The sequence below is a fragment of the Nonomuraea sp. AD125B genome, assembly GCF_041402765.1.
In the GTDB taxonomy this organism is placed as follows: domain Bacteria; phylum Actinomycetota; class Actinomycetes; order Streptosporangiales; family Streptosporangiaceae; genus Nonomuraea; species Nonomuraea bangladeshensis.
The window spans coordinates 413,190-435,318 of record NZ_JBGLOU010000001.1; the positions used below are offsets into that span (position 1 = coordinate 413,190).

Annotated in this window: 21 protein-coding genes and 1 riboswitch; of the genes, 6 read left to right on the forward strand and 15 right to left on the reverse strand. The window is 73.6% G+C overall.

The window, feature by feature from the left end; translation table 11 throughout:
- Positions 1-201: 201 nt before the first annotated feature.
- Together ACBR40_RS01855 and ACBR40_RS01860 are read left to right on the forward strand one after the other, a co-directional pair.
- Complete coding sequence (locus tag ACBR40_RS01855) at positions 202-1,497, forward strand: UDP-glucose/GDP-mannose dehydrogenase family protein (RefSeq protein ID WP_371247124.1); 1,296 nt, start codon at positions 202-204, stop codon at positions 1,495-1,497.
- 40 nt (positions 1,498-1,537) lie between these two features.
- Positions 1,538-1,873: a helix-turn-helix transcriptional regulator gene (locus tag ACBR40_RS01860; RefSeq protein ID WP_344215182.1), complete on the forward strand. Its 336-nt coding sequence runs from the start codon at positions 1,538-1,540 to the stop codon at positions 1,871-1,873.
- 13 nt (positions 1,874-1,886) lie between these two features.
- On the opposite strand, the gene ACBR40_RS01865 is transcribed toward ACBR40_RS01860, so the two are convergent.
- From ACBR40_RS01865 to ACBR40_RS01890, 6 genes are all read right to left on the reverse strand, one after another.
- The gene (locus tag ACBR40_RS01865) at positions 1,887-3,269 is read right to left on the reverse strand and encodes an RNA polymerase sigma factor (RefSeq protein ID WP_371247125.1); all 1,383 of its coding nucleotides are present in this window, start codon (positions 3,267-3,269) and stop codon (positions 1,887-1,889) included.
- Between the two features lie 59 nt (positions 3,270-3,328).
- On the reverse strand, positions 3,329-3,754 hold the full coding sequence (locus tag ACBR40_RS01870) for a YciI family protein (protein WP_344215872.1): 426 nt from the start codon (positions 3,752-3,754) through the stop codon (positions 3,329-3,331).
- A gap of 114 nt (positions 3,755-3,868) precedes the next feature.
- Positions 3,869-5,299: an aldehyde dehydrogenase gene (locus ACBR40_RS01875; protein WP_371247126.1), complete on the reverse strand. Its 1,431-nt coding sequence runs from the start codon at positions 5,297-5,299 to the stop codon at positions 3,869-3,871.
- A 1-nt stretch (position 5,300) separates the two neighbouring features.
- Entirely contained in the window at positions 5,301-5,507 is a 207-nt protein-coding gene (locus tag ACBR40_RS01880; RefSeq protein WP_020541062.1) for a tautomerase family protein, read from the reverse strand.
- Between the two features lies 1 nt (position 5,508).
- Positions 5,509-6,420: a VOC family protein gene (locus ACBR40_RS01885; RefSeq protein ID WP_344215176.1), complete on the reverse strand. Its 912-nt coding sequence runs from the start codon at positions 6,418-6,420 to the stop codon at positions 5,509-5,511.
- Complete coding sequence (locus ACBR40_RS01890; protein WP_344215174.1) at positions 6,417-7,100, reverse strand: class II aldolase/adducin family protein; 684 nt, start codon at positions 7,098-7,100, stop codon at positions 6,417-6,419. Before ACBR40_RS01890 ends, ACBR40_RS01885 begins: the two co-directional genes overlap by 4 nt.
- Before the next feature lie 107 nt (positions 7,101-7,207).
- Between ACBR40_RS01890 and ACBR40_RS01895 the strand changes: the two genes are divergently transcribed.
- Entirely contained in the window at positions 7,208-7,789 is a 582-nt protein-coding gene (locus ACBR40_RS01895; RefSeq protein WP_371247127.1) for a PadR family transcriptional regulator, read from the forward strand.
- 73 nt (positions 7,790-7,862) lie between these two features.
- Here ACBR40_RS01895 and ACBR40_RS01900 read toward each other — a convergent pair whose 3' ends face one another.
- The 3 genes from ACBR40_RS01900 to ACBR40_RS01910 all read right to left on the reverse strand — a co-directional run bounded on the left by ACBR40_RS01900 (position 7,863) and on the right by ACBR40_RS01910 (position 10,642).
- Positions 7,863-8,576: a CHAP domain-containing protein gene (locus ACBR40_RS01900; protein WP_344215170.1), complete on the reverse strand. Its 714-nt coding sequence runs from the start codon at positions 8,574-8,576 to the stop codon at positions 7,863-7,865.
- A 12-nt stretch (positions 8,577-8,588) separates the two neighbouring features.
- A riboswitch (cyclic di-AMP (ydaO/yuaA leader) is annotated at positions 8,589-8,724 on the reverse strand.
- A 122-nt stretch (positions 8,725-8,846) separates the two neighbouring features.
- Complete coding sequence (locus tag ACBR40_RS01905) at positions 8,847-9,800, reverse strand: Gfo/Idh/MocA family protein (RefSeq protein ID WP_371247128.1); 954 nt, start codon at positions 9,798-9,800, stop codon at positions 8,847-8,849.
- A gap of 20 nt (positions 9,801-9,820) precedes the next feature.
- Positions 9,821-10,642 carry an aldo/keto reductase gene (locus tag ACBR40_RS01910; protein ID WP_371247129.1) on the reverse strand — a complete coding sequence of 274 codons (822 nt, stop codon included), beginning with the start codon at positions 10,640-10,642 and terminating at the stop codon, positions 9,821-9,823.
- Positions 10,643-10,756: 114 nt separating this feature from the next.
- Here ACBR40_RS01910 and ACBR40_RS01915 point away from each other — a divergent pair, with 114 nt between their 5' ends.
- Together ACBR40_RS01915 and ACBR40_RS01920 are read left to right on the forward strand one after the other, a co-directional pair.
- The gene (locus ACBR40_RS01915; RefSeq protein ID WP_371247130.1) at positions 10,757-11,701 is read left to right on the forward strand and encodes a hypothetical protein; all 945 of its coding nucleotides are present in this window, start codon (positions 10,757-10,759) and stop codon (positions 11,699-11,701) included.
- 2 nt (positions 11,702-11,703) lie between these two features.
- Positions 11,704-12,870 (forward strand): DUF6716 putative glycosyltransferase, encoded by a 1,167-nt coding sequence (locus ACBR40_RS01920; RefSeq protein ID WP_364453185.1) that lies wholly within the window; start codon positions 11,704-11,706, stop codon positions 12,868-12,870.
- 54 nt (positions 12,871-12,924) lie between these two features.
- Here the strand turns inward: ACBR40_RS01920 and ACBR40_RS01925 are convergent, their stop codons facing one another.
- The 5 genes from ACBR40_RS01925 to ACBR40_RS01945 all read right to left on the reverse strand — a co-directional run bounded on the left by ACBR40_RS01925 (position 12,925) and on the right by ACBR40_RS01945 (position 19,486).
- Positions 12,925-14,187, reverse strand: coding sequence for a polysialyltransferase family glycosyltransferase (locus tag ACBR40_RS01925; RefSeq protein ID WP_371247131.1), 1,263 nt, complete (start codon positions 14,185-14,187; stop codon positions 12,925-12,927).
- A complete protein-coding gene (locus tag ACBR40_RS01930; RefSeq protein WP_344215160.1) occupies positions 14,184-15,155 on the reverse strand; it encodes a glycosyltransferase family 2 protein in 972 nt (323 codons plus the stop codon). Before ACBR40_RS01930 ends, ACBR40_RS01925 begins: the two co-directional genes overlap by 4 nt.
- A gap of 33 nt (positions 15,156-15,188) precedes the next feature.
- Entirely contained in the window at positions 15,189-17,234 is a 2,046-nt protein-coding gene (locus ACBR40_RS01935; RefSeq protein WP_371247132.1) for an N-acetylneuraminate synthase family protein, read from the reverse strand.
- 72 nt (positions 17,235-17,306) lie between these two features.
- Positions 17,307-17,984 carry a response regulator gene (locus tag ACBR40_RS01940; RefSeq protein ID WP_344215156.1) on the reverse strand — a complete coding sequence of 226 codons (678 nt, stop codon included), beginning with the start codon at positions 17,982-17,984 and terminating at the stop codon, positions 17,307-17,309.
- Positions 17,981-19,486 carry an ATP-binding protein gene (locus ACBR40_RS01945; protein ID WP_371247133.1) on the reverse strand — a complete coding sequence of 502 codons (1,506 nt, stop codon included), beginning with the start codon at positions 19,484-19,486 and terminating at the stop codon, positions 17,981-17,983. Before ACBR40_RS01945 ends, ACBR40_RS01940 begins: the two co-directional genes overlap by 4 nt.
- Before the next feature lie 125 nt (positions 19,487-19,611).
- On the opposite strand from ACBR40_RS01945, the gene ACBR40_RS01950 reads away from it, so the two are divergent.
- Positions 19,612-20,952 (forward strand): cation:dicarboxylate symporter family transporter, encoded by a 1,341-nt coding sequence (locus tag ACBR40_RS01950; protein WP_344215152.1) that lies wholly within the window; start codon positions 19,612-19,614, stop codon positions 20,950-20,952.
- A 7-nt stretch (positions 20,953-20,959) separates the two neighbouring features.
- Here ACBR40_RS01950 and ACBR40_RS01955 read toward each other — a convergent pair whose 3' ends face one another.
- Positions 20,960-22,123, reverse strand: coding sequence for a DUF418 domain-containing protein (locus tag ACBR40_RS01955; RefSeq protein WP_371247134.1), 1,164 nt, complete (start codon positions 22,121-22,123; stop codon positions 20,960-20,962).
- Positions 22,124-22,129: the final 6 nt, after the last annotated feature.

Below are 22,129 nucleotides of genomic sequence, written 5' to 3' on the forward strand. Positions count from 1 at the left end.
AGACCCCATGGGCGCGGCGCACATCCCGGCCCGGCGCCACTGTGCGGCGTGCCGCGCACCGAGGGAGGGGCCGCCGCGGGCCCGTCCCGCGGGCCCTTGGCCCCCCTCGGATCCGTGACGACCGCGGGAGGCCGTTAAGGTGAACAATCCCGCGCGCGCGGGATGTCGTGCTGATGGAGTCACGAAACGGATGGTCGGTTCATGGGTGACAAGCCGGAACGTCGGGTGGCGGTCTTCGGTGCCGGGTACATCGGGCTGGTGACCGGCGCCTGCTTCGCCGAGCTCGGGCACCGGGTGGTGGTCAGGGACATCGATCCCGAGAAGGTGAGGCTGCTGCGGGCCGGCGACGTGCCGATCTACGAGCCGGGGCTCGGCGACCTGATCGCGCGCAACAAGGAGCGGCTGTCGTTCACCCTGGACCTCGCCGAGGCGCTGGACGGCGCCGAGGTCGCGTACGTGTGCGTGGACACCCCGCCCTCGGCCTCCGGCGACGCGGACCTGTCGCGCGTGTGGTCGGTGGTGCGCTCCCTGGAGGGCGCGAAGGACCTGAAAGCGGTCGTGGTGAAGTCGACCGTGCCGGTCGGCACCGGCTCGCGCGTACGCGCCGTGCTCGACGAGAGCGGCCTCGCGCACGTCGGCTACGCCTCCAACCCCGAGTTCACCGCCGAGGGCACGGCCGTCCACGACTTCCTGCACCCCGACCGCGTGGTCGTCGGCGCCTCCGACGAGTCGGTCGCGCGGCTCGTCGCCGACCTGCACGCAGGCGTGGACGGGCCGGTCGTGACGATGGACGTGCGCTCGGCCGAGATGGTGAAGCTGGCCTCCAACGCCCTGCTCGCCACCAAGATCAGCTTCATCAACGAGATCGCCACGCTCTGCGAGAAGACCGGCGCGGACGTCACGGAGGTCGCCCAGGCCGTCGGCCTCGACCACCGGCTCGGCCCCCACTTCCTGCGGGCCGGCATCGGCTGGGGCGGCTCCTGCTTCCCCAAGGACTCCGAGGCGCTGCGCCAGCTCGCCAGCAACACCGGCTACCACCTGCAGCTGCTGTCGGCCGTCATCGAGGTCAACAACCTGCAGAAGCGGCGGGCCATCCAGCAGCTCAACGACGCGCTGGGCACGCTGGCCGGGGCGCGGGTGGCGCTGCTCGGGCTGACGTTCAAGCCGGGCACCGACGACATGCGCGAGGCGCCGAGCACCGTGCTCGCCTCGCGGCTGCTCGCCGAAGGGGCCGAGGTGCGCTGCTGGGACCCGATGGCCCGGCCGGGCGCGGCCGAGCCGTGGGCGTCCACGACCCGCCACCCGACGCCGGAGCTGGCCATGGAAGGGGCCGACGCCGCGATCGTGGTCACCGAGTGGCCGCAGCTCCAGGACGTCGACTGGGCGGCGGTCGCCGGGTCGATGCGGCGCCCGGTCCTCTACGACGGGCGCAACCTGCTCGACCCGGCCGCGATGCGGGCGCTCGGGTTCACGTACATGGGGGTCGGCCGGCCGTGACGGCGCCGTCGAACTTCGACGGTTGTCCTACCATGACGTCATGGAAGACGTCTTGGCAGACGAGCGCATCCCGCCGCACCCCGACCCCCGGGAGGTCACGCTCCAGCAGGTCCTCGAAGCCCTCGTGGACCCGGTGCGGCGCGGCATCGTCACGCGGCTCCGCGACTCCGCCGCCGCCATCAAGTGCGGCGACTTCGACCTGCCGGTGAGCAAGTCGACGGCCACGCACCACTTCCGCGTCCTGCGCGAGGCCGGCCTCATCCGCCAGCACTACGCGGGCACCGCGCGGCTCAACACCCTGCGCCGCGACGAGCTGGACGCCGTCTTCCCCGGCCTGCTCGACGCCATTATGGACGCGGAGCGCGCCCGGGTCTGACGCGCCGGCGCGTTCAGCAGGCGGCCGCGCGGGACTCCAGCAGGGCGCGCTCGCGGCCGTTGCGGGTCAGCGCCGCCGCCCGCTCGAACTCGGCCCGCGCCTCCTCGCGGCGGCCCAGCTTGAACAGCAGGTCGCCGCGGACGCTCGGCAGCAGGTGATAGCCCTTCAGCGCGGGCTCGCCGGCGATCTGGTCGAGCAGGCCGAGACCCACCTCGGGGCCGTACGCCATCGACAGCGCCACCGCCCGGTTCAGCTCGACCACGGGGGAGCGCAGCAGCTTGGCCAGCTCCTCGTAGAGCGCGGCGATGCGTGCCCAGTCGGTGTCGCCGGCGACGACGGCGCGGGCGTGGCAGGCGGCGATGGCGGCCTGCAGCGCGTACGGGCCGGGAGCGCCGCCGGCCAGGCTCTCGGCCCGGCGCAGCGCCTCCAGGCCGCGGCCGACGAGCAGGCGGTCCCAGCGGGTGCGGTCCTGCTCCAGCAGCAGGACCGGCTCGCCCGACGGGCCCACGCGGGCCGCCGAGCGGGACGCGTGCAGCTCCATGAGCGCCACCAGGCCGTGCACCTCGGGCTCGCCCGGCATCAGCCCGGCCAGGACGCGGCCGAGACGCAGGGCGTCCTCGCACAGCGCGGGCCGCAGCCAGTCGTCGCCCGCCGTGGCCGAGTAGCCCTCGTTGAAGATCAGGTAGATGACCTCCAGGACGGCCGCGAGCCGCCCGGCCAGCTCGCCGCCCCCGGGCACCTCGAACGGCACGCGCTTGTCGGCCAGGGCGCGCTTGGCGCGGACGATGCGCTGCGCCACCGTCGGCTCGGGGACCAGGAACGCGCGGGCGATCTCCTCGGTGGTCAGGCCGCCGAGCACGCGCAGGGTCAGCGCCACCCGCGACTCCATCGACAGCGCCGGGTGGCAGGCCGTGAACACCAGGCGCAGCAGGTCGTCCTCGATCTCGTCCGGCTCGGGCCGCTCCTCCTCGCCCGCGCCGCTCTCCAGCCGGTGGCCGAGCTCGGCGAGGTTGTGGCGCAGCCGTTCGTTCCTGCGGATCAGGTCGATCGCGCGGCGCCTGGCGACCGTCACGAGCCAGGCGCCCGGGTTGTCCGGCACCCCGGACCCGGGCCACTGCTCAAGCGCGGCGACCAGCGCGTCCTGCGCCAGCTCCTCGGCCAAGCCGACGTCGCGGACGAGCCCGGCGAGCCCGGCGATGAGCCGGGCGGCCTCGATCCGCCACACCGCCTCCACGGTGCGGTGCGGATCGGCACCGGCGCCGCGGTGCGCGCCGGTGCCCCCGCCAGCGTCCGCGCCAAGGTCCGCGCCAGCGTCCGCGCCAAGGTCCGCGCCGGGGTCCGCGCCAAGGTCCGCGCCGTGGTCCGCGCCAAGGTCCGCGCCGGGGTCCGTCGTCATCCGCCCATCCCACCAGCGCCCCCGCCGCCCTCGCAACCCGCGGCGGGGCGCGCGGGGGGTCAGGCGTCGGGGACGTCGCCGCGCAGGCGTACGTGCAGGGCCCGCTCGCGCTCCTCCTCCGGCAGCGACTCGTCGAGCACGTCGGAGGCGTCGAAGACGCGCCACACGTCGAGCCCGACGCCGTCGTGGCCGGGCGGCACCGGCACCCGCAGCGCCCACTCGATCGCCTCCTCCCGCGACTTCACCTGGATCAGCCAGAACCCGGCGATCAGCTCCTTGGACTCGGCGAACGGCCCGTCGATCACGCTCGCCCGCCCCCCGCTGTAGGCGATCTGCGCCCCCTTGGAGCTGGGCAGCAGCCCCTCGGCGGCCAGCAGCACCCCGGCCTTGGCCAGCGCCTCGTTGTAGGCGTGCATGGCGTCCACGAGCTCCTGAGGAGGCAGCTCCCCGGCCTCGGTCGCGGCGTTGCCCTTGCCCACGATCATGAACTTCACGGTCTGCTCCTCTTTCACGCGTACGGTCCGTCGCCGGTGCGTCGAACGGCGGGAGGCCGGATCGACAGGCGGCCACCGATTGTCGTACACCCGGAGGCCACCCGCTCAGTCGATCTGCATGACGACGGCCTTCGGCTCGGTGAAGAACTCGCGGCTGAACGTGCCGCCCTCGCGCCCCACGCCCGAGTCGCCCGCCCCGCCGAACGGCGCCCGCAGGTCGCGGATGAAGAAGCAGTTGACCCAGACCGTGCCCGCCCGCAGCCGGGCCGAGACGCGGTGCGCCCGCGACAGGCTCTCGGTGAACAGCATGGCGTTGAGCCCGTAGCGGGTGCCGTTCATGAGCGCCACGACCTCGTCCTCGGTGTCGAACGGCGTCACCGTCACCACCGGGCCGAAGATCTCCTCCCGCTGGTGGCGGGCGGTGGCGGGCAGGCCGGTGACGATCGTCGGCCGGACGAACCAGCCGTCGCCGAGCCCGCCCGCGTGCACGGTGCCGCCCTCGGCGGCGACGGTCTCGACGTAGCCGCGCACCTTGCGGTAGTGCGTCTCGGAGGCCAGCGGCCCGAGCTCGGTGTCCTCCAGCTTGGGGTCGCCGAGCCGCATCGCCCCGGCGGCGGCGGTGAAGCGGGCCAGGAACTCCTCGAACACCGGGCGCTGCACGTACAGGCGGGAGCCGGCCAGGCAGACCTGCCCGGCGTTGGTGAAGATCGCGCGCAGCGACCAGCTCACCGCGTTGTCCAGGTCGGCGTCGGCGAAGACGGCGTTGCCGCCCTTGCCGCCGAGCTCCAGGCTGACCGGGACGAGGTTGCGGGCGGCGGCGGCCGAGATGACGCGGCCGGTCGCCGACTCGCCGGTGAACGTGATGCGGTCCACGCCGGGATGCTCGGTGAGCGCCTGGCCGGCCGAGTCCGGGCCGTACCCGTGCACGACGTTGAGCACGCCGGGCGGCAGGCCCGCCTCCAGCGCGAGCCGGGCGAGGATGGTCGCCGAGGCGGGCGTGTCCTCGGCGGGCTTGAGCACGACCGTGTTGCCCCAGGCCAGCGCGGGCGCGATCTTCCAGGTCTCCAGCATGAGCGGGAAGTTCCACGGCGCGACGGCGGCGGCCACGCCGACCGGCTCGTAGCGGGTGTAGGCGTGGTGGCCGGAGTCCATCGGCAGGGCCTCGGCCGGGGTGAGGCGGGCGTGGTCGGCGAAGAAGCGGAAGTTGTCGGCGGCGCGGGGCACGTCGTTGCCGCGGCTCTGGCTGATCGGCTTGCCCATGTCGCGGGTGTCGGCCAGGCCGAGCCGGTCGGCGTGGGCCAGGATGAGGTCCGCCAGGCGGTGCAGCAGCCGCCCGCGCTCGGCGTGGCCCATGCGTGGCCAGGGCCCCTCGTCGAAGGCGCGCCGCGCCGCCGCGACGGCCAGGTCCACCTCGGCGGGGCCGCCGAGCGCGACCTCGGCCCACGGCCCGCGGGTGTAGGGATCGACGCTGGCGAAGGTCTCGCCGCCCGCCGAGGCGACCTCGGCGCCGTCGATCACGTGCCCGAAGAACTCCACGTCAACCGCCCTTGCTGATCTCGTCGCGTTCGGCGAGCGTCTGGTCGCCGGCCGCCCAGTGCGTACGCGGCACCTCCCTGACGATCACCCTGATGCTCTGGGCCGGCGAGCCGATCGCCCGCTCCACGGCGGCGTGCAGCTCGTGGATGAGCGCCCGGATCGCGGCCGGATCACGCCCTTCGGACAGGGACACCTCGACCAGCGGCATGTCAGCCCTCGCTTCCCGTGACGGGCCGCCCCGGCAGGGGACGGCGGATCTGCGGCTGGGTGTGGACGCGCCGCGTGGGGCCCTGCCACATGTCGATCGAGCCCGGCTCGGCGGGGTCGAAGTAGCGGGGACGCCAGGCGTCCTCGTCGGTGATGAGGCGCACGCCCCACGAGTACTCGTACGTGATGCCCTCGGGGCCCTTGAAGTAGACGAACACGGCCGTGGACTGGGGGTGGCGGCCGGGGCCCATCTCGATCTCGACGCCGTTCGCCTCCAGGAAGTGCCAGTTGCGCATGACGTCGTCGAGCGAGTCCACCTGGAAGTTGATGTGGCAGAGCCCCGGCCGGCTGCCCTGGAAGACGGCGAGCTTGTGGTGGACCTGGTCGATGCGCATGAGGCAGGCCCAGTCGCCGATCCAGTCGGAGACGCGGGCGTTGAACAGGCCGTTCCAGAAGCGGTACGCCTCGCGCACGTCGGGCGCGTCCAGGCACAGGTGGCCGAACTCGGTGATGCCGGCCTCGCGGCCGTGCCGTACGGGGGCGGTGAGCGTCACCTGGTCGATGACGAGGTCGACCCGGTTGCCGAAGGGGTCGTCGAAGGAGAGGAAGTCGCGGACCCGGCGCGAGCGGGCCTCCTCGGCGCCGCCCCGCGCGACGGCGACGCCCGCCTTCTCCAGCTCGGTCTCGGCGGCGGCCAGCGCGTCCTCGTCGCGGACGGTGAAGCCGGAGCTGATGACGCCGGACTCGCCCTCGACCAGGGCGAGGCAGTGGTGGCGCTGGTCGGCGCGCAGGTAGGCGACGCCGTTCTCCTGGGCGGTGAGCTCCATGCCGACGACGTCGACCGCGAAGCGCACGGCGGTGTCCAGGTCGGCGGCGCCGGAGCGGACGTAGGCGATGTCCGTCAACTCGATCATGACGACTCCCGGAGGTGGGACCAGATGCGGGCGAGGAGTTCGGGCGCGGCGGACCGCCACGCCCGCTGTTCGGCGGGGGTGAGGGGGACGGGGGTTCCGGCCGCGGCGGCGGTGGCGTTCATGCGGGCGCTGGCCTCCAGCACCCACATGAGGGCGACGGCCTCGCCGGCGCTCGCGCCGGCGGTGACCGCGCCGTTGCCCCGCATGACCAGGGCGGGGGAGTCGCCGAGCCGGTCGGCGAGCGCCCGGCCGCGGGCCCGGTCGCGGACGAGCACGGCGTCGTCGAGCACGGGCACCTCGGGCCCGAGGAAGGCGCCCTGCCCGTGTAGCGGCCGGATGGGCACCCCGGCGGCGGCGAGCGCGGTGGCGGCAGGCGGCTGTGCCCGGCAGATCGCGCCGGTGCCGGGGCGGGCGCGGGCGATCTCGACGTGGATCCACGCCTCGCGCGGCGCTCCGCCGGGCAGTTCGGCGGCGTCGAGAGGGAGCTCGGCGTACGGGGACGCGGCCGTGAGGGTGCCCAGGGGCACGGGTGGAGTCATCAGCAGCCGGTCGGCGCCGGTCCGGACCGAGACGTGCCCGAACGCGGTCACCAGCCCCGCCGCCGCCAGTGCCCGCCCGGCCAGGGCCAGCTCGGTCCGTAAGTGCTCTTCCGGTAAGGGTCCGGCTTCAGCCGTGCGCACCGCCGCCCGCCTCCTCGCGAGATCGTTCCCGAAGACAGGGAGGACAATACATGTATCTCCATACCTGTTCTAGAGGAACGGATCATGCTCTCCCTATGCTGGAGGGCATGTCGCTTCAGCACGCGCTGCTCGGCGTCCTGGAGGCGCGCCCCATGAACGGGTACGAGCTGACCCGCTTCTTCGAGGCCGCCCCGCGCTGGGTGTGGTCGGCGCCGCAGAGCCAGATCTATCCCACGCTGCGCCAGATGGAGCAGGCCGGCCTCATCGAGGGCCAGAAGGAGATCCGGGGCACCAGGCTGAGCAGGACCGTCTACTCCATCACCGGACGCGGCCTGGCGGAGCTGCGCGCCTGGCTCGGCGCCTCCCACACCCCGCCGCCGGCGCGGGACGCGTTCTTCCTGCAGGCGCTGTTCTTCGACATGATCGAGCCGGACCGGGCCGCGTCGGTGCTCAAGGCGTTCATCGCCGAGCAGGAGCAGCTCGCCGCCGAGTGGCGGGCGCACAGGGAGGCGCTGCTGGCCAAGGACACCCCCCTGCTCAAGGAGCGGCTGAAGAACCGCCCGGCGGCCGAGCACGACCGCATCGCCGCGCTGAAGGCGCACGTCTTCGCGGGGCAGATCGCGGTCGCGACGGCCCGCGCCGAGTGGGCCCGCGAGAGCCTGCGGCTGCTGGAGGAGCCCACGCCCTGACGCGGGCGGGGCCGCACACGCGACGAGCGCGCGTCCCCGGGCGATGGGGACGCGCGCTCGTACGTGGGTGAGGTCAGGAGGCGTACTCGGGGTAGCCGTAGCCGACGACCTGCCACTTCGGCCGGACGCGCTCCTCCACCTTGCCGTTGCCGGTGTTGCCCTCGATGGTGGAGATGGTGCCGTCCTGGTTGTCCTTCTCGACGAACCCGACGTGGTTGATGGCGTCGAGGTCCTTGCTGCCGCTCCAGGAGAAGAAGACCACCGCGCCGGGCTTGGCGACGGTGCCGAAGCGGTCGTTGTTCTTGAACCACCTGGCGTGGGCGACGGTCCAGGCGTCCCAGCCGATCTGCGGGCGGGCGCCGGTCTTCTCGCCGACCCAGGAGACGAACATCGCGCACCAGGGGGCGTTGAGGTAGCCGGCGGGGGTGCCGCCGTCGCGGGCGATGGTCTCGGCGGCCCGCTTCGAGTCGGCGTACCAGCGCTGGTACGGGGTGCCGCCGCCGGCGGCGTTCTCGCTGGTGCCCACCTGGGAGCGGGCCATGGACAGCACCTGGTCGGCGGTGACCTGGATCTTGTTCTCGTCGGCGCGGGAGCGCTGGGCGGCGTGGTCGACCGGGTTCTTGGTGCTCTTGACAGTGCTCTTGACGGTGCTGCTGTGCTGTCCTGCGGCCGAGGCGGTCTCGGCGTTCGCGGCCTGCGGGCCGAGCGCGGCGGCGGCCACGGCCGTGCCGAGGACGGCGTAGGCGATCTTCATCTTTCGGGCAGCGGTGAAGCCGTGCTTGGCCATCGAGGGGGTTACTCCTTGCTTCCATGCCGCTTACCGGGTTAGCTGACGGGTTCGGACGTGGAAGCTGCCCTACGGCACGTGGTGCCGATTCACCCCAAAGGACGTGGGTCCCCGGTTCCGCGCGTGGCGGATTCAGCGGTCACAGGACGATCCTGTGATGTTCTTTCACTTGCGATGGTCAGACATACTCCGACAAAACGGACGTATGCCCTGAGATGCCCCATAAGGTAATACACATGGCAAGGAGATGACAAATCCCTAAAGGGCTGGTCAGGACAGTTGTTGCCGGGCGTCGGCCAGCAGCCCCATCATGGCAAGGGATTCGTCAAGCGGCATGATCGCCGATTCGGTCCGTCCCTCGGCCACCGCGGCACGCACCTCGCGCACCTCACCCGCGTAGCCGTTGTCGGCCGGATCGAGCAGATGCTCCTCGGGCTCCATGCCGGGCGCGGACAGCACGATCCGCTCCGGCGCCCAGAACGCCGCCGGGATGTCCGCCCGCATGCCCGTGCCGACCACGTGGGCGGAGTTGGGGTAGTGCGCGAGCAACGAGGTCGCCACCACGGCGTGCCGCCCCCCGGAGTACGTCAGCAGCCCCGCCGCCTCGGCGTCCACGCCGTTGGGCGCGAGCGCCCCGGTGACGCGCAGGCTCTCGGGCATGCCGAGCAGCAGCTGCGCCAGCCCGAACGGGTAGATGCCGAGGTCGAGCAGCGCGCCGCCGCCCAGCTCGGGAGCCCACAGCCGGTGCGCCTCATCATAGGGATGGGCGAAGCCGAAGGACGCCTGCACCGAGCGGATCTCCCCGAAGCGCTCGTCGGTGGCGATCATGCGGATCAGCGGGTTGAACCGCATCCACATGGCCTCCATGAGGAAGACGCCCGCCTCGCGCGCCAGGCGCACCATCGTCTCGGCGTCCGCCACGCTGGCCGCGAGCGGCTTCTCGCACAGCACGGCCTTGCCGTTCGCGATGGCGGCCGCGGCCACCGGGAGGTGCTGGGCGTGGGGCGTGGCGACGTAGATCGCGTCCACGGCCGGGTCGGCGCACAACTGCTCGTAGGAGCCGTACGCCGACTCCGCGCCGAGCGTCGCGGCCATCGCCCGCGCCCTGCCGAGGTCGCGGGAGCCGACGGCGGCCACCCGCATGCCCGGCTCGGCCGCGATGGCCGTCCCCACGGTCTGGGCGATGCCGCCGGTCGCCGCTATGCCCCACGCAAAATCTCGCACAAGGCGAGATCGTAGAGGGTTCAGGTGGCGTTGAAGGTGTCGGGGTCGGGCCCGAGGCGCTTGCCCTGGTTGAGGGCTCCGATGGCGGCCATGTCCTCGGTGTCGAGGATGAAGCCGAACACGTCGATGTTCTCCTTGATGCGCGCCGGGGTGACCGACTTCGGGATCACCACGTTGCCGAGCTGCAGGTGCCAGCGGAGCACGATCTGGGCGGGCGTCCTGCCGTACTTGCCCGACAGCACCGCGAGCGCCGGATCGTCCAGCAGGCCCCTGCCCTGGCCGAGCGGGCTCCACGCCTCGGTGAGGATGCCGTTGGCCTCGTGGAACTCGCGCAACTCGCGCTGCTGCAGGTAGGGATGGAGCTCGATCTGGTTGATGGACGGCGTGATGCCCGTCTCCTCCATCAGCCGGGTGAGCGTGGGGACGGTGAAGTTGGACACCCCGATCGCCCTGGCCCGGCCGTCCCGGTAGATCTTCTCCAGGGCCTTCCACGCCTGGACGTACTTGTCCTGCCGCGGCACCGGCCAGTGGATGAGGAAGAGGTCGACGTAATCGAGGCCCAGCCGGGCCAGGCTCTCGTCGAAGGCCTGCTCGGCGCGGCCGTGGTCGCCGTTCCACAGCTTGGTCGTGATGAACACCTTCTCGCGCGGCAGCCCGCAGGCGCGCACGGCCTGGCCCACGCCCTCCTCGTTGCCGTAGGCGGCGGCCGTGTCGATGTGCCGGTAGCCGGCCTCCAGCGCGGTGCGCACGGCCTGCTCGGCCTCGTCGCCGGGGACCTGCCAGACGCCGAACCCCAGCTGCGGGATCTGCACGCCGTCGGTGTTGAGCATGAGCGAGTTCATGGTGTCCATTGTTCACGTCGCGTTCCTGGCGGCTTAAGGCGGCAGGGGTAACTTAACGGCGTCATGGACGGGCCATCACCCTGCTGGGAGGCCCATCGGCCGGGAGGGGCAGGAGTGGTCGGACAGGCGTCGGCCTGGGTGGAGTCGCCGCTCCAGATGCTGTGCGCCGTCGAGGCCCACCACGCGGGGCTCCTCGGGCCCGTGACCACGGTCGTGCCGCGCGCGGGGCTGCGCGCGCTGAAGGCCACCCGCGCGGAGCTGCGCTCCCTCGGCGCGCCCGACGGGCTGGTGCTGGCCGATCCGCGCGAGCGCATGCCGCGCCGGGTCCTCGCGGTCGGCGACGCCTTCTCCGGCAGGGTGCAGGTGCGCTGGCTGGCGTCGTGGCCCGGCCGGGTCGTCATCGTGGACGACGGCCTCGCCACGCTGCGCCTGCTGGAGCTGCTGGCGGCCGGGCCGTCGCGCCCCCTGCTGCGCGCCCGCGCCGAGCCGTCCGCGCCGCGTACCGCACTCGGCCTGGCCGCCGCGCTGCGGCTGCGCCTCAGCCGGGTGTCGGTCTTCACCGCGCTCGACGTGGACGACAAGCTCGCCGAGGCCGTCCGCGCCGCCGGCGTCGAGCTGGTCCGGCACGACTTCGCCTGGCTGCGCGCCCAGCCGCCGAGCCCGTACGGCCCCGACGAGCACACGGTCGTGCTCGGCACCTCGCTCGTCCGCAACGGCCTGGTGCACCGCGGCCGCTACCTGCGCTGGCTGACCGACCTGGCGGCCCGCGAGCCGCTCGCCTACTACCCGCACCGCCGCGAGGACCCGGTGGACGTGGCGCTCATCGCGGAGCTGCCCGGCGTCACCGTGCACGACGCCGGCGCGCCCGCCGAGCTGACCCTGCGCGGCCTGCGCCCGGACCAGCGGGTGCTCAGCCTCCCCTCGACCGCCGTCACCTCGCTGCGGGTCCTGCTCGGCCCGCGCGGCGTCGCCGTCGAGCCCGTGGACGTGCCTGACGACTGGTGGACCAGCAGGGCGGCGCCCGCCCTGCGCTCGCATCTGACAGGAGTGCCTGGTTGAACGTGTTGGCGGTGGCCGACTCCGACTCGTACCTGAAGTGGGCGGCCTGCCTGCTCGACGACCTGCCCGAGGGCTCGTCCGCGGACCTGGTGGTGGTCCGTACGCCGATCGCGCCCTCGCCCGAGCAGATCGCCGCCGCGGTGAGCGGGCGCGGGCGGCCGGCGCCGCCGGTGCTGTCGGCCCGGTCGGTGCGCCGGCTCGCCGAGCGCACCCGGCCCGACGTGATCCTCGTGGCCTGTACGGGGCCGGTGGTGGACGTGCTCGTGTCCGGCGTGCTGGACGGGCTGCGGCCCCGGCCGGTGTTCGTCAGCGGGCTGCCGGGCATCTCGGTGCCGGCGACGGAGAAGGCGTGGATCTACCGCAGCGGCTGCGACCTGTTCGTGGTGCACAGCGAGCGGGAGGTGGCCGAGTTCGGCGAGATCGCCGGGCGGCTCGGCGGGGGAGGGGCGGTCGGGCTGGCCCGGCTGCCGTTCCTGCGCGCGGGCGCGGCCCCGGCGGGCGGCGACCGGGTGGTCTTCGCCACCCAGGCCAAGGTGCCGCGCGGGCGCGAGCAGCGCGAACAGATTCTGAGCGCCCTGGCCGAGCTGGCCCGGCGCCGGCCGGACCTGGACGTCGTGGTCAAGCTGCGGGCCCTGGAGGACGAACGGCAGACGCACCGCGAACGCCACCACTACCAGCGGCTCTGGCGCGAGATGGGCGAGCCGGGGCGGCTGCGCTTCGCCGCCGGGCCGATGCACGAGCAGCTCGCGAACGCGGCCGGGTTCGTCACCGTCAGCTCGACGGCGGCGCTGGAGGCGATCGCGCTGGGCGTGCCGTCGCTGGTGCTGACCGACTTCGGCGTCAGCGCCGAAATGATCAACGTGGTGTTCGAGGGCAGCGGCCTGCTCGGCACGCTCGACGACCTGGCCGCGGGCGCCTTCCGCGCGGCCTCGCCCGCCTGGTGCGCGGCCAACTACTTCCACCCCGCCGAACGGGACGACTGGACCCGGCTGCTGGCCGGCCTCGTGTCCGCCGGACCGAGCGGGCCCGCCACGTCCCTGCTGGACGGCCCCGAGCACGCGGCGGCGCGGCGGCGGGCCCGGCTGCGGGTGGAGGTCCACCCGTCGATGCTGCGGGCCGGATACAAGGCGAGGAAACGAGTGCGCCGCTACCTGACAGCCCTCGGCTGAGCGGCCGGAGAGGGCCGGGCGCTCAGCCGAGCGTCCGAAGGCGGGGCCGGGCGTTCAGGCGAGTGGGCGGAGGCGGCGCCGCAGGCGTTCCAGTGCCTTCGGGCGGGACGACGCCGGCCGGTCCAGGAGGCCCAGCACCTCCAGCCGCCTGCGCTTGAAGTAGCGGGCGTCGAAGTCGATCCGCGCCGGACGCAACCCCGGATACGCCTCGGCCTGCATGCAGTAGCCGACCGCGCGCACCAGCCCGGCCAGGTCCACCGGCGGCGGCTCCTCGATGCCGCCGTCCGCCGTCAGCCGGGGCAGCAGCGCGTCCACGACGGTGAGCGGGACCCGGTTGCTGTTCTCGTAGGGCGTCAGGCGCTCCAGCACCAGCTCCGTCCCGTACGAGGCGACCGGCAGCCCGAAGTAGCGCCGCGCGGTCATCAGCCCGGTCGAGAAGCAGCCCACGACCAGCTCGGGCCGCAGCGCCGCGAAGCACACCTCGGCGGGCACGTTCTCCCCGGGCACCGACAGCCGCACCCCGAGCCGCCCGGCCGTCTCACGCAGGAGCCGGGCGTGCCGCCGCCCGGCCGCCGGATGCGGCTTGAACACCACGTGGTCGTGGCCGCGGGCGGCCAGCGCCGCCAGCATCCCCTCGTGCAGCCCGGCCTCCTCCTCGGCGCTCAGCAACTCCAGCGCCGACAGGTACTGGCCGAGGACGACCGGCGCGCCCTGTGGCAGGGCGGGGGCCGCGGCCCCGGGCGCCCCTGCCACCTCCGCGACGACCGCGAGGAAACGCTCGCCCGGCAGCGTCTCGGCCGGCACGCCGTACTCGCTGAGCAGCAGCGGCGTCAGCCCCGGCACCAGGTCCAGGTGGAGCAGCCGGGTGACGCGGCGGTGGATCTCGGCGGGGAGCGGGTCGCGCGTGGGGCCGTAGCTCATGAGCCCGTCGGCGTAGACGGTGATCGGGCAGTCGCGCACCAGCCCGCCGATCGTCCGGGCGGGCGGCACCGCGATCGACTCCAGCACCAGCTCCTCGACGTCGTCCAGGCCCCAGTGGGAGCGGATCAGCCGCTCGGTCATCGGCACCTCGATCACCCGCGCCCGCCAGTCGGACGGATGCAGCGGCGCGATCAGCTCGTTCCACGAGCGCACCTCGTCGAAGCGCCCGCGCAGCGCCGCGAAGCCGGGTGTCTCCTCCAGCGGCGTCGCCACCTCGGGGACGGCCGCGTTGTTCGACACGATCAGCAGCCGCCGGCCGTCGCCGAAACGGCCGTCGTCGATCGCGGCGGCCAGCGTCATCGCCCCGAACAGGGTCGAGGCGTAGAAGACCTTCATGGGGCGCTCCGGATCCTGGCGTACGGGTCGGGGGGCAGTCCGGGCAGCAGGGCGCGCAGCAGCGCCCCCCGCTCGGCGGGCATCCGCGTCACGGCCTCGGCCACCAGCTCGCGCGGCAGCGAGGACACCATCAGCACGCCCCGCTCCTCGAAGCGGGCGCGCAGCGGCGGCGCGAACCGCTCGCCGAGCTCCAGATGGTGGGCGAACAGGGCGCAGAAGGTCCGTACGGCCTTCGGCAGGAACTCCGGCTCCAGGTCCTTGAGCACCAGCTCGAAGGCGTCGAAGAAGTGCAGTTGCCGCTCGTCGCCGATCTGGGTGAGCGAGCCGGCGACCTGGCGGCGGTAGAACACCCCGGCCAGCGACACCACGGCGAACGTGGCCGCCTCCCGGTGCAGCCGCCAGATCCACGGCCGGTCCTCGGCCGTGTGCAGCGAGCCGGGGAAACGCAGCAGGTCGCCCAGCGAGCGCCGGTAGATCCCGGCCCAGGCGTAGGGGTAGTCCACCATCGTGCGCGTGTCCGCGGGCAGGATCGCCTCGCGGGGGTCGAGCACCACGCCCCTCCGCGCCAGGGGGGCGCGGTGCACGACCCGTTTGCGGCCCTCGACCTGCACGTGGTCGACGCGCACGAAATCGCAGCCGAGCCCGTCGGCCGCCTCGACCAGCCGGGCCAGGTAGCCGGGCGCGAGCCAGTCGTCGCCGTCCAGGTACGTCACGTACCGGCCGGACGCGGCGGCGAGACCGGCGTTGCGCGCGTCGGCCAGCCCGGCCGGCACGTCATGACGGATGACGGCCAGGCCGGGCAGCTCGCCGCGGAAGTCCTCGACGATGTCCGGGGTGGCGTCCACGGAGCCGTCGTCGACGACGATGAACTCGAAGTCGCGCCGGGCGTTGCGGGCCAGCGCGGTGAGCGCGTCGGCGATGTAGCGCTCACCGTCGCGGATCGGCACGACGACCGAGAGAGTGATCAACGGGGGGTCTCTCCAGGAACGAGGGGCAGGGGGTCAGGCGGTGACCCGGCGCAGGCGGGCCTTGGGGGCCTCCTCGCCGGGGAAGACGCGCTTGACGCCGTCGCCCATGGCCTGCTCGATGATCCGGATGTCGCGCACCAGGTGCTCCAGGCCGGCGGGCTCCAGCGAGGCCGCATGGTCGGAGCCCCACATGGTGCGGTCGAGCGTGATGTGCCGCTCCACGCACACCGCGCCGAGCGTCACGGCCGCCAGCGAGATCTGCAGCCCGCGCTCGTGGCCGGAGTAGCCGACCGGCACGCCGTAGCGCTCCTTCAGCGTGGTGATCGTGCGCAGGTTCGCCTCCTCCGGAGGCAGCGGGTACGTCGAGGTCGCGTGCATCATGATCAGCCGGTCGGTGCCGAGGATCTCCACCGCCGCGTCGATCTCCGACAGCGTGGACATGCCGGTGGACAGGATGACCGGCTTGCCGGTGGCGGCGAGGGCGCGCAGGAGCTGGTGGTCGGCCACGCCCGCCGAGGCCACCTTGTGCACCAGGACGTCCATCTCCTCCAGGAACTCGACGGAGGGCACGTCCCACGGCGAGGCGAACCAGTGCAGGCCGCGCTCGGCGCAGTGCTTGGCGATCTCGGCGTACTCGTCGCGGCCGAACTCGGTGCGCTCCTTGTACTCCAGGTACGTCATCTCGCCCCACGGCGTCTGCCGGATCTGCCCCTTCTGCTCCTCCGGCACGCAGATCGCGGGGGTGCGCTTCTGGAACTTGACCGCCTGGCAGCCCGCGTCGGCGGCCACGTCGATGAGCCGGCGGGCGATGTCGAGGTCGCCGTTGTGGTTGATGCCGATCTCGCCGATGACGTAGACGGGCTCGCCGTCGCCCACCAGCGTGTCGCCGATCGCGACCGGGCCGAAGCGGGGGCGGGCCCGGCCCGCGGCGGCCGGCTGGGCCTGCGGCTCGGGGCGGGCGGCCACCACGCGGTCGCACAGCTCGCGCACCGCGCCCGAGCCGCCATTGCGGGTGAGCACGACGCGGGCCGCGGCGCGCACCCGCGGGTGGGCGTCGGGGGTGGCGACCGGCCAGCCGACCTCGGCCATCGGGCCCAGGTCGTTGACGTCGTTGCCGACGTAGGCCACCCGGGCCGGGTCGAGGCCCTCGATGTGCAGCCAGTCGCGCAGCACCGTGCGCTTGTCGGCCAGGCCCTGCAGCACGGGCACGCCGAGCTTGCGGGCGCGGGCGGCGACCACCGGATTGTGCTCGGTGGACATGATCAGCACCTTGACGCCGGAGCGGCGCAGCAGCGACACGCCCATCCCGTCGGAGCGGCTGACCAGCACCATCTCGCGACCCTCGGAGTCGACGTAGGCGCGGTCGTCGGTGTGCACGCCGTCGAAGTCGGTGATGACGGCGTCCACGTCGATGGGCTCCGGCCGGTCGATGAACGGCGCCAGCGCCCGGACCAGCTCCAGGTCGCCCGGCTCGTCCACCTCGATCGCGTGCTGCGGCGGGACCGGCTGGACCGCGGTGCGGCCGAAGAAGCGGTGGCCGTGCTCGCGGAAACCGGCGGTGCGCATGACGTAGAACGCGCCGTTCTCGCGGAACTGGGGCTCGCGGTCCTGCCGGCGCGGCCGGACGGCGGGGTCGTGGTTGACGCCCGCGCCCGCGGCGGTCCAGAGGAACTCGTGCGTCGGCAGGCCGGACACCACGGAGTCGGCCTCGCCGTCGAGGACCTTCCGCACGGCGGCCGACAGGTCCTCCGGGTCGATGAACGCGCTCGTGCACTGGACGAGCACGACGACCTCGGGGTCGGCGCCGAGCGCGTCGAGCGCGTGCAGCACCGCCGACTCGCTGGAGGCGGTCGCGCCGCTGAGCTCGGCGGGCCGCTCCACGATCAGTGCGCCCGCCTCGCGGGCGGTCGCGGCGATGCCGTCGTGGTCGGTGCTGACCACGACCTGGTCCACGAGCTCGGCGGCCAGGCAGGCCCGGACGGCCCGGGTCACCAGCGGCACGCCCCCGACCAGGGCGAGGTTCTTCAGGGGTACGCCCGCCGAACCTCCGCGGGCGGGAACTACGGCCAAGACTCGCAACGGATTCTCCTCAAAGCTTCTGATGGCATTGAGAAGCTAGAGGTCCGGGTTGAACGCCCGGCGTCACCGTCATTAACGCTCCATGGGGATCCGGTAGAGCAACTCTGGCCGGCCCACTCCGCCGTACTGCGGCATGCGGACCGCCGTACCCAGCTCGACCAGGTGTTCCAGGTAGCGGCGGGCGGTCACGCGGGACACCCCGATGGCGTCGGCCACCGCCTGCGCGGCCATGCCGCCCGGCCGCGCCCGCAGCTCGGCCGCGACCGCGTCCAGGGTGTCCCTGGACAGCCCCTTGGGCAGGTCGGAGCTGCCGCGCAGGGCGCCGAGCACGCGGTCCACGTCGCCCTGGCCGGCCGCGACCCCGGCCTCGTCCTTGAACCGGGCGTAGCGGGTGAGCTTCTCCTGCAGCGTGGCGTACGTGAACGGCTTGAGCAGGTACTGCGAGACGCCGAGCGACACCGCCGAGCGCACCATCGCCAGGTCGCGGGCCGAGGTGACGGCGATGACGTCGCACATCAGGCCGCCCGCCCTGATGGCCCGCACCACCTCCAGCCCGTGCAGGTCCGGCAGGTACAGGTCGAGCAGGACGAGGTCCACCGGGCGGCGGCGCAGGAAACGCAGCGCCTCGCCGCCGGAGCGGGCCACCCCGGCCACCGTGAAGCCGGGCACCCGCTCGACGTAGACGCGGTTGGCCTCGGCGGTGATCTCCTCGTCCTCGACGACGAGGACGGAGACGGCGGCGCCGGTCATCGGACGCGCTCCGGGATCGGCAGCCGGACGGTGAACGCGGACCCGCGCACCTCGATCTCCCCGCCGAGCCGCCGCACCGCCTGCCCGACCAGCGCCAGGCCGAGGCCGCGGCCGTCGCCCTTGGTGGTCCAGCCCCTGGCGAAGGCGGCCGGGCCGGTGAGCCCCGGGCCGTCGTCGGAGACCTGGATGACGGCCCGGCCGCCGTCGGAGCCGAGCCGCACCTCGACGCGGGTGCCGGCGTCGATGGCGTTGTCGATGAGGTTGCCCGCGATGGTGACCAGCGCACGCGGGTCCAGGCCCCAGTCGTCCAGCGGCTCGTCCTCGCCGCCCTCGTTCGTGATCACCAGCTCGACGCCGCGCTCGGCGGCCTCGGCGCTCTTGCCGAGCAGCAGCGCCGCGAGCACCGGCTCGCGGACCGCGCCCATCACCCGGTCGGTCAGCTCCTGCGCCGCGCGCAGCTCGGCGGTGCCGAGCGCGACGGCCTCCTCGGTACGGCCCAGCTCGACCAGCGTGATCACGGTGTGCAGCCGGTTCGCGGCCTCGTGCGCGGCCGAGCGCAGCGACTCGGCGAAGCCGCGCTCGGCGTCGAGCTGGCCGGTCAGCGCCTGCAGCTCGGTCGTGTCGCGTACGGTCACCACCCGGCCGAGCCGGCTCGCGGCGCTGTTGACCGCGAGGACCCGCTCGCCGACCAGGTGGACCCGCTCCTCGCCGGCGGCCGTCAGCTCGGTGAGGCCCAGCTCGTCCACGTGCCGGCCCTCGGCGCCGGCGGGCAGGCCGAGCAGCAGCCGGGCGGCGTCGTTGCACAGCGTCAGCCGGCCGTCGCCGCCGACCAGCAGCAGGCCCTCGCGCACGGCGTGCAGGACCGCGTCGTGGTGCTCGTGGATGCGGCCCAGCTCCACCGGGCCGAGCCCGTGCGTCTGGCGGCGCAGCCGGGCGGTCACCAGCCACGTGCCGGCCGCGCCCAGCCCGAGCGCGAGCGCCACGATGAAGCCGCCCCAGCCGAGCTGGCCGCGCAGCATGGCGCTGATCCTGTCCACCTTGATCCCCGCGCTGACCAGGGCCACCACCCGGCCGTCCGACAGGACGGGGGTGACGGCCCGCTCGGAGGGGCCGAGCGTGCCGGTGTAGGTCTCGGTGAACGTCTCGCCGCGCAGCGCCGGGCCGGTGTTGCCGAGGAAGCGCCGGCCGATCTCGGAGCGGTGGGGATGGCTGAGCCGGGTGCCGTCCGGCCGCATGATGGTGATGAAGTCGACCCCCGTGCTGAGCCGCACCCGCTCGGCGAACGGCTGCAGCCGCGCGCTCGGGTCGGGGTCGCTCAGGGCGTCGGCGACCTCGGGGGCGGCGGCCACGCTGACCGCCACGGCCGTGGCCCGGTGGCCGGCGTCGTCGGTGAGCAGCCGGTGGGCCTGCACCAGGGCGAGCACGGCGCAGCCCGTCGCGGTGACCGCGACTACGAGCAGTTGCAGGACCAGCATCTGGCCCGCCAGGCTCCAGCGACGCATGGTGAAGACACCTTTTTCCGGCATTAGTCGTGAACGTAACTTACTTAATGGTGACCTGGGTCACGTACGCCGCGCATAGTCGCACCACTGGAACGTCCGTCCGCAGTGGCTGGAGACAACCCCCCATGCGCGATCGCACACGCTATCTGTACCTGGCCGTCATCGCGGCGGTCCTGCTCGGGATCCTGGTCGGGTTCGTCTGGCCGGAGGCCGGTCAGGCGCTCAAACCCCTCGGCACCGGGTTCGTCGCCCTCATCAAGATGCTGATCGGGCCGATCATCTTCTGCACCATCGTGCTCGGCGTCGGCTCGGTGAGCCAGGCCGCCAAGGTCGGCAAGGTCGGCGGCCTCGCCCTCGGCTACTTCATCGTGATGTCCACGGTGGCCCTGCTCATCGGCCTGCTCGTGGGCAACGTCATCCACCCGGGCGAGGGGCTGCGGCTCACCGACACCGCCCGGCAGGCGGCCGAGGCGGAGGCGGCCAAGGGCGGCGAGAGCGGCACCGTCGACTTCCTGCTCGGCATCATCCCCGACACGCTGCTGTCGTCCCTGACCTCGGGGTCGGTGCTGCAGGCGCTGCTGGTGGCGCTGCTGACCGGCTTCGCGCTCCAGGCGATGCGGGAGAAGGGCAAGCCGATCCTGCGCGGCATCGAGCACCTGCAGCGGCTCGTCTTCCGCATCCTCGCCATGGTCATGTGGGCCGCGCCCGTGGGCGCGTTCGGCGCGATCGCGGCCGTCGTGGGCGCCACCGGCATCGAGGCGCTCAAGAGCCTCGCGATCATCATGATCGCCTTCTACACCACCTGCGTGCTCTTCGTCGGCCTGGTGCTCGGCCCGCTGCTGTGGCTGGTCGCGCGGGTCAACCTGTGGTCGCTGCTGCGCTATCTCGGCCGCGAGTTCCTGCTGATCCTCTCGACGTCCTCCTCGGAGACCGCGCTGCCGCGGCTCATCGCCAAGATGGAGCACCTCGGCGTGAGCCGGACCGTCGCGGGCATCACGGTCCCGACCGGCTACTCCTTCAACCTCGACGGCACCGCCATCTACCTCACCATGGCCACGCTGTTCATCGCCACCGCGACCGGCTCGCCGCTGGAGCTCGGCGAGCAGGTGGCGCTGCTGCTGTTCATGATGATCGCCTCCAAGGGCGCGGCGGGCGTGACGGGCGCGGGGCTCGCCACCCTGGCCGGCGGCCTGCAGGCGCACCGGCCCGAGCTGGTGGACGGCGTCGGCCTCATCGTGGGCATCGACCGCTTCATGTCCGAGGCGCGGGCGCTCACCAACTTCGCGGGCAACGCCGTGGCGACGGTCCTCGTCGGCACCTGGACCGGCGACTTCGACCGGGAGCGCGCCGGCGAGGTGCTGGCCGGACGGGCCCCGTTCGACGAGTCCACCCTGATCGACGAGGACGAGTCCCCCGGGGAGCGCCCCGAGCCCGACGCCGGGGAGCGGGAGATGGCCCGCGCCTGACCACGCGTCAGCGGCGGCCGTAGGTGAGACGCCGGAGCAGCGCCTCCGCCGGACCCCTCCGGCCGCCCGCGGACAGCACGGCGGCGAGGACCACCGTGGCGAGCCAGGTCAGCACGGCGACGCCGGACGCGGCGGCGTCGCTGGCGCGGGTGCCGAGCCCGCCGAAGTACGGCGCGAACACCGCCACGAAGATCACCGACTGCAGCAGGTAACAGGTCAGCGACCACTGGCCGCACGCGGCCAGCGCCCTGACGACCACGCCGGGCCGCACGCGGGACGCGACCAGGCCGATGACGGCCGCGTACGCGAGCCCGCCCGCGATGCCGCTCAGGCTGTGCAGCACGTACGCCGCCACCGCCACCAGGTCGGACGCCGCCCACACCCGCGTGTCGATCAGCGTCAACGGCGCCCCTCCCGCGACCGCCAGCCCGGTGCCGGGGACCGCGACCCGGACGAGCAGGTCCCGGTGCGCCAGCGGGTCCTCCAGCAGGCGGCGCCTCGCGGCCCAGACGCCGAACAGGAACGCCGGCACCACACCCACGGCGAAGTACGTGGGCGTCATCCCGGACCAGCCGATCAGCCGCATCATCGTCGCCTCGACCGGGTCGGCCATGGCGGCCGGGGTGTCGCCCTTGGGCCCGGAGATCGTGAGCAGGCCGAAGGCGGCCATGACCACGGCGTGCGCGACGAGCCCGGCGATGGCGGCGCGCAGCACGGTGCGGTCCTCGCGCAGGACGAAGCCGGCGAGGACGAGCCCGACCAGCCCGTACGCCCCCAGGATGTCCCCGAAGAACAGCAGCAGCGCGTGGCAGAACCCGAAGGCCAGCAGCCACAGGCTCCGGCGGCGCAGCACCGCGCGCACCCGGGACGGGCTCCGGCCGGCGGCGAGCTGCCGGTGCGCGAGCTGGACCAGGCCGTAGCCGAACAGCGCGGCGAACATGGGCAGGGCGCGCCCGTCCACCAGCAGGATCTGGACCCCGGCGACGAGGCGGTCCAGCGTGCCCCCGTCGAGGGCGTAACCGCGGAAGCCCACGGGGTGGCCCCCCAGGTACATGTGCGCGTGGGCCAGCGCGATCAGCAGCAGCATCAGCCCGCGGGCCAGGTCGGGCGCGAGAGCCCGGCGCGTGACGGGAGTGGCTCCCTGGACGGGCAGCGGCGGAGCGACGGACATGGGTGT